This window comes from Streptomyces sp. NPDC087906 (assembly GCF_055584925.1).
The window spans coordinates 97,760-104,341 of record NZ_JBVJLC010000015.1 but is presented as its reverse complement, the minus strand read 5'-3'; the positions used below and the strand labels follow the sequence as shown (position 1 = coordinate 104,341).

Sequence of the window (6,582 nt, the reverse complement as noted above, 5' to 3'; positions counted from 1 at the left end):
CGTGTACTCCCCGCCGTCCACTGGTAGTTCATCGTCCGATCACCGCCGGCGCGCCGCCTTCGTCGGAGCCCCACACGTCCTCGTCCTCCGGCACCCAGGCCTCACGCTCGCGGTCACCGCTCTGCGTCTGCTGCCGGCCGGGACCTCCGCCCGGACCGCCGCCCGCGGCAGGCAGGTAGGGGTTGCCACTGCTGGTGTTGATCACGGCTTCCCGGTCGTCGTAACGCCCGTTGCCCGGGAGGCTGTTCGCAAGACGCCTGCGGCTGCTGACCACATTGGCGCTGTCGAAGACATTCCGGGCGCGCTCGCTGGGCCCGCCCTCGCCCCCGCGGCCGCCGCCACCGCCCATGCCGCCCATGCCGCCGCCCATCATTCCCGGGCTCATCGGAGCGCCGGGGGATGACCCGCTCCCGCTCGACGAGGACCCGCCGAGGCTGGCGGCGGCGTTCGCGGCGCCCAACTGCTCCCCGGCGCCACCGGACTGCGGGTCGTACAACTCCTGCTCGTAGTCCGGCATACCGCCGCCGTACGAGCCGAGGCCGCCGCCTCCCTGCGGAGCGCCGGCCCCCGAACCGCCGTTCAGGTAGCCACTGGTCGTCGTACCGTCAGAACCGGTGATCGAGGTGGCGCCGCTGTGCGGGTCCACGGTGGTCCTGCTGCCGTCCGGGTACTCGGTGACGACCTGGCCCTGCGAGTCGAGGTGCGAGACGCTGCCGTCCGGGTTGGTGAGCAGGTCACCCGCGTTCAACGGCCCTGAGTGGGTCGAGCCGTTGGGGTCCATGACGGTCGACGTCTGTGTCTGCGGGTCGATCGTGGTCGAGCTGGTGTCCGGGTACTCGGTGACGACACGGCCGTGCGAGTCCACGTACGAGTGGCTGCCGCCGGGATTCGTCAGCGAATCGTCGCCGTTCACCGGCCCGCTGATGTCGTCCGGATAAAGGCTCTGCCGGTAGTCGCTGTTCGCGTCGCCCTGCCGGTCCAGGATGTCGCTTGCCCTGTCCTGGTACTGCTGCTGCCGCTGCTCCTGCTTGGCCTGCAACTCCTCCTGACGCTTCTGCTGCGCGTCCTGGCGCTGCTCCTCTCGGCGCTGCTGTTCGTCCTGGCGCTGCTCCTGGTGCCGCTGCTGCTCGTCCTGGTGCTGCTGCTGTTCCTTCTGCTGCTGCTCCTGCCTGGCCTCCTGCTCCCGCTGCTCCTGCTTCTGCTCCGCCTCCTGCCGCTGCTGGCGCGCCAGGTCCTCGGCGCGCTGCCGGTCGGCCTTCGCCTCCTGTTCCTTCTGCTGCTGCTCCTGCTTGGCCTCTTGCTCCTTCTGCTCCTGCTTCTGCTCCGCCTGCTGCTGTTCCTGCTTCGCCTCCTGCTCCCGCTGCTCCTGCTTCTGCTCCGCCTCCTGCCGCTCCTGCTTCGCCTCCTGTTCCTTCTGCTGCTGCTCCTGCTTGGCCTCTTGCTCCTCCTGTTCCTGTTTCTGCTCCTTCTGCTGCTGCTCCTGCCTGGCCTCCTGCTCCTTCTCCTTCTGCTCCTGCTTGGCCTCCTGCTCCCGCTGCTCCTGCTTCTGCTCCGCCTCCTGCCGCTCCTGGCGCGCGAGGTCCTCGGCGCGCTGCCGGTCGGCCTTCTCCTCCTGCTCCCGCTGCTGTTGCTGCTGCTCCTGCTGCTGCTTCTGCTGGTCTTTCCGCTGCTGATCCTGCTGGGCCTTCTGCTGATTCATCTGCAGGATCTGCATCTGCTCCTGGCGGCGCTGCTGTTCCTCCTGTTTCTGCTCCTGCTCCTTCTGCTGCTGTTCCTGTTTGGCCTCCTGCTCCTTCTGCTGCTGCTCCTGCCTGGCCTCCTGCTCCCTCTGCCGCTGCTCCTGTTCCTTCTGCTGCTGCTCCTGCTTGGCTTCCTGCTCCTTTTCCTGCTGCTCCTGCTTGGCTTCCTGCTCTTTCTCCTTCTGTTCCTGTTCTTTCTCCTGCTGCTCCTGCTTGGCTTCCTGCTCCTTCTCCTTCCGGTCCTGCTCGGCTTCCTGCTCCTTCTCCTTCCGGTCCTGCTCCGCCTCCTGCTGCTTCTGGTGCGCGAGGTCCTCGGCGCGCTGGCGATCGGCCTTCTCCTCCTGCTCCTTCCGGATCTTGTCCTGCCGCTCCTGCTCCGCCTTCTGACGCGCGAGTTCCTCCGCGCGCAGGCGTGCGGCTTCCTCCTCCTGCTCCTTCCGGAGCCTTTCCTGCTCGGCCTTGTCCGCCGCCCGGTCCTTCGCCATCTGGTCCAGGTAGGCGTCCATCTTGGCCTGGTTCTCTTTGTTCTCCTTGTCCTGCTTGTCCTTGTCGGCCTCCGCGTCCCTCTTGTCCTTCTTGGCTTGATCGTCCTGGAGGCTGGTCTGGAGGTCCTGACCCGACGGCGGGCGGATGTCACCGATATCGAGATTGGTCCCGTTCCACGCGTTGGTGACGTTCCTCAGCGCGGTCTCCGCAGGTTTCCCCAAGTCCTCGCGTACCGCCCTCCACCAACGGTTCTTCGCCTCTTCGCCGATGGCTTTCCAGGTGCCCATGCTGTCCAGCGGACCGTACGTTCTCTCGTCGTCCCTGGCCATGTTCTCGAAGCCCGGCTGCGGTTCGAGGCTTTCCGTATCGGGCATGTAGCCGCGCGCGGCGTTGTCACTTCCGCTGGTGTTCGACGTGTATTCCGTGCTCACCTTGAAGAGGTTGTTGTCCCAGACGTTGTTCATGACGTCGTAGAGGATGCGGTTCAGGAAGAACAAGGGGTTGGCCCTGTCCCAGCCCGACCAGTCGTCCCACGCGTCGTAGAGATTCTGGGCCTCTTTCCTGAACACCTCGCTCGCATAACGGACCGCGGCCCCCTGCTTCGATCCGCGCGACTTTCCTGTGGTGTTCTCCATGTCATCGGCCAGGCGGTCGTACCGATGCACGATCAGATGGACCAGATTCCACCAGACACCGGCCGCCTGCCCCTGCCAGTTCTCGTTCTCGACCGCACCGAAGATCTTCTCCCAGCCGTCGAGATCGGCCTTGCGGTCGTTGACGAATATCTGGACACGGTCGAAAGCCTGAGCCGTCGCCTCGAAGGTGGACAGATCCACGTAGCTGGAGTCAGGGACAGCCGGCGACCAGTCGAAATCCTTCGTGCCCCGCTCCTTGGTGAGCAGCCAGTCCAGCGCATGGCCCGTACCGAAGGAGTACCGGGCCAGGTCTTTGCTGTCCCAGTCCGTCTTGTCCGTCTCGTCCTTGCCTTCGATCGACCCGCTGGAACCTCCGCCAGATATGGCACCCTTCGTGTCCTGGATACCGATAAGGGTGATCTTGGCGTAGTGCTTCAAGATGCCGTCGTTGTCCGTGTAGAACGGGATGGAGATATCCATCGTCTTGATGTCGTCGACGACATTCACCCCCTGCCAACTGGTCTCCTCCAGCTCGGGCAGGTCGTTGTTGTCCGCTTCCTCGACCGTGACCCGCATCAGCGGAATGTCGTCATTGCCCGTCAGGCTCTTGAAAAGAGTGTCGACCTTCGGCGCCGAATATCCGGTGAAGGTGCTGACGACTTTCTGCCAGTCATCGTTGTCGGGACTGATCGGCACGTCATCCATGGCGGAACTCCAACGGCAGAAATACGGGCGGGACTCAGGCTCGGCGGTGTACGGCGGGAAGAGCTGTCAGCCGGTGACGGTTCAGCGGTTCACGCGTCGCCACCGCCACCGCCACCGCCGCCACCGCTGCCGCCCAGGGAGTCGGTGATGTCGTCATTGACGTCCTCGAAGACATCGAGGAACTTCTCGCCGTCGATCTTGTTCAGGCTGTCGCCCTCGGTCTTGAGCAGCGTCTCCATCGCGTCCCGCAGATTGCTCTCGATGTCGTCGAAGAGCGTCTTCTGGTCCTTGACGAACTCCGCGAGCTGGTCGGCCGTGTCCTTGACCGCCTTCACCAGATCCCCGGCGAGACCGTCGTCCCCGGCCAGGGCGCCGATCGCGAGCGGGATCGCGTTCCCGGTGTGGATGCTGCTCGGGCGGATGTGTCCGAGATTGACGATGCTCTGCACATCGGCTCCGTGCATGTCGCTCGCGAACCGCTCCGAGGGCGCGTCGGCCAGTATTTTCCCGATCGCCGTCTGGAACTCGTGGAGATCGCCGTTGATGAAGCCCTTGATCCACTCTTTGTTCAGGACGAGCGGTCCGTCCTTGCCGCCGTCTGCCATGGTGCCGCTCCTCTTTCCACTCCGGTGGTCCGCCGCGGCGCCGCCCTCTCGCGCCTTTGCGCAGGTGGGGGCGGCCATCCACGTCCGCCATCGACGCCGACAGCCGCCCGTCACCGCGATTCCTCGCCGGTCAGGCGCCGATCCGCACGCCTTCCCAGCCCTGGGCGGAGCGCTTCTGGTTCTGGTCGAAGGCGTTCGACACGTCGTCCAGTACCTGGGCGTGACTGGTGAGCAGCTTGCTCATGGCGTCGGCCGCGTTGTTCCACGCCGTCTGCTTCTTGTGGTAGACCTCCGCGTCGTCACCGACCCAGCTCTCGTTCAACGCGCCCAGCTCCTGGTTCAACTGCTGGAGCCAGCTCTGAATCTGGTTGGTCTGCACGCGCATGTCTTCGACCGCGTTGTTGGAGCGGCTGAAGTCGACGTAGATATTGCCGTCTGTGAAGTCGTTTGCACCACCGGGCATGGCAAACCTCGTTTCGATCGGTGGGTACGTTCAGGGAGATGCGCTCAGCCTGCGAGAGCGTTGAAAATCGAGTCGGACCGCTGGTACGCCTGATTCACGTCGTCGTTCGCCGAACCCCGGGTCTGACCGCTCTGCTGCAACGTGTTGTTCAGCTCGTTGACCATGTCGCGGAGGTTCTTCGAAATGATCTCGGCCTGGTCGTCCCACTTGTCGAGCAGCGCACGGTAGTTACCGCCGACGTCACCGCCGACACCCACGTTGTTCTTGGTGTTTTCGAGTTCCTGCCGGCTCCGCTGCACACCTGAGAACGCCTGCTCCAAGGCGTTGATGCCGTTCCGGGTGGCATTCTCTTCCTGCTGTGAAATTCCTTGCATGGTGTCCCCTTCGGCTGGAATCTGCCCCGTGCAACGCGATACTAGAAGCCCGTCAACCCCTTTCGCAATAGCGTCTGTTGTGAATCGGAGTGATTCGCACGACGCTGCGGCGATGCTATTTCGGATTCATTTCCGCACAGCGCCGCCGTTGTTTTCGCCTGCCCGGAACTCGCCGCCTCGGGCGTGAGATCGGGGCCGGTCGGAATCATGGAAAGCAGTGCGGAGGGAAGGCCCTGTGCGCGGGCCTCCGTATAACCGAGCGCCTTCAACGACTCCTGCGAAGGAAGCCGGTACTTCATTCCGGTGTCGGTCACCAGGTACAGCGTGCTGCCGACGTCGCCGCCACCGGCGCCGAGCGCGTGGACGAGGGCGCCGCGGCCGGGCCGTACGGCGATCCGGTTGACCGTCACGCACGCCGGGGTCAGGCCCTCGGCCGGTGGCTGCGCGGTGGGACCGAGATCGCCGGGGTCCGCCAGGGACACGCTCACCCGGGTGCCGTCGCCGGCCGCCCGCACCCCGACGCAGGGTGTCTGCCCCAGGCCGAGGTCCACCGGCTCCGGCGGCGCCTCCGGCATGCCCTCCGCGCGGTTGACCGGGTCCGTGTCCTTGGCCAGGTTCCCGTTCAGCGCGTCGGTGCCCAGGCTGCGCGCGGCGGTCGAACGCCCGCCGTACGCCTTCTGCTTGGTCTCGGGGTCGCCGAGCACGAGGGCAGCGCCGGTCGCGGAGAGCGGGGCCAGGCCGCCCTTCTGCAACTGGTAGTAGTGGGTCCGTGCGCCGGAGGCGGTGACCTGGTAGATCTCGCCGACCTTGGTCTGCCGGCCCGCCAGCTCCCGGCCGGGTTCGCCGAGCCCCGGCACGTCGGGCGGGGTCAGGTCGGGTCCTGACGGCAGTGAGTTGAGGAGTGCGGCCGAGACCGGTACGGGCCTCTCCTGGGCGTACCCGAGCGCCTCGGTGGCGTTCGCCTTGTCGTCCAGCCGCAGCTTGCGGCCCTGCCACACCAGGTAGCCGGCCTTGTCGGGCCCGGTGACCAGCAGTCCCTGGTTCTCGTCGAGCCCCGGTCCTGACGGCTCGGCGCCCACGGCGACGGTGGTGCCGGTCGAGCCGGTGGTGGTCCCCGAGCACACCTGCCAGGGGCCGTCGTCGAGGTCGCCTGCGGCCGGGGTCTCGTCCGGGGCGCCGACGATGCCGACGGGCGCCCCGTGCGGGGTGCCCTCCAGCGACGTGCCGCCGATCGACAGCACCTTCATCCGGTCGCCGGCCAGCAGCGCGGCCGAGGTGAAGTTGCGGACCGGTCGCAGCCGGCCGTCGAGGTAGAAGTAGCGGGCGCCGGTGTCCTTGTTGACGACCAGCGTGCCCGGGTCCCGCCAGGAGGTCTTGGTGCCGGGCTTCAGCAGTCCGAAGACGAAGGCGCCCGCGCAGATCAGGATCGCGACCAGCACGCTGATCGCGATGCCTCGGTTGGTGCGGCCCTGCGGGCTCTCCGGGGCGTCGGGATCGGCGCGCAGCATGCCGGAGGTCAGCCGCCCCATCATGAACATGTGCGCCTGTACCTGGTCGCGTCGGTCCTGCATCGCT

General features: G+C 66.3%; 5 protein-coding genes. All 5 read right to left on the bottom strand.

From position 1 onward, the window contains the following. Positions 1–28: 28 nt before the first annotated feature. A complete protein-coding gene (locus ACZ63I_RS31760; RefSeq protein ID WP_469342745.1) occupies positions 29–3,565 on the bottom strand; it encodes an AAWKG family protein in 3,537 nt (1,178 codons plus the stop codon). An 89-nt stretch (positions 3,566–3,654) separates the two neighbouring features. Beyond that, on the bottom strand, positions 3,655–4,170 hold the full coding sequence (locus ACZ63I_RS31755; protein ID WP_469342743.1) for a type VII secretion system-associated protein: 516 nt from the start codon (positions 4,168–4,170) through the stop codon (positions 3,655–3,657). Positions 4,171–4,300: 130 nt separating this feature from the next. Next, a complete protein-coding gene (locus ACZ63I_RS31750; protein ID WP_469342741.1) occupies positions 4,301–4,633 on the bottom strand; it encodes a WXG100 family type VII secretion target in 333 nt (110 codons plus the stop codon). Positions 4,634–4,677: 44 nt separating this feature from the next. Next, positions 4,678–5,007, bottom strand: a complete 330-nt coding sequence (locus ACZ63I_RS31745) for a hypothetical protein (RefSeq protein WP_469342740.1) — start codon at positions 5,005–5,007, stop codon at positions 4,678–4,680. A gap of 41 nt (positions 5,008–5,048) precedes the next feature. After that, on the bottom strand, positions 5,049–6,578 hold the full coding sequence (gene eccB, locus ACZ63I_RS31740; protein ID WP_469342738.1) for a type VII secretion protein EccB: 1,530 nt from the start codon (positions 6,576–6,578) through the stop codon (positions 5,049–5,051). Between the last annotated feature and the right edge of the window lie 4 nt (positions 6,579–6,582).

Coding starts and splice junctions, on each gene's coding strand:
- ACZ63I_RS31760 (WP_469342745.1), bottom strand. CDS start 3,565: ATGGATGACGTGCCGATCAGTCCCGACAACGATGACTGGCAGAAAGTC.
- ACZ63I_RS31755 (WP_469342743.1), bottom strand. CDS start 4,170: ATGGCAGACGGCGGCAAGGACGGACCGCTCGTCCTGAACAAAGAGTGG.
- ACZ63I_RS31750 (WP_469342741.1), bottom strand. CDS start 4,633: ATGCCCGGTGGTGCAAACGACTTCACAGACGGCAATATCTACGTCGAC.
- ACZ63I_RS31745 (WP_469342740.1), bottom strand. CDS start 5,007: ATGCAAGGAATTTCACAGCAGGAAGAGAATGCCACCCGGAACGGCATC.
- eccB (WP_469342738.1), bottom strand. CDS start 6,578: ATGCAGGACCGACGCGACCAGGTACAGGCGCACATGTTCATGATGGGG.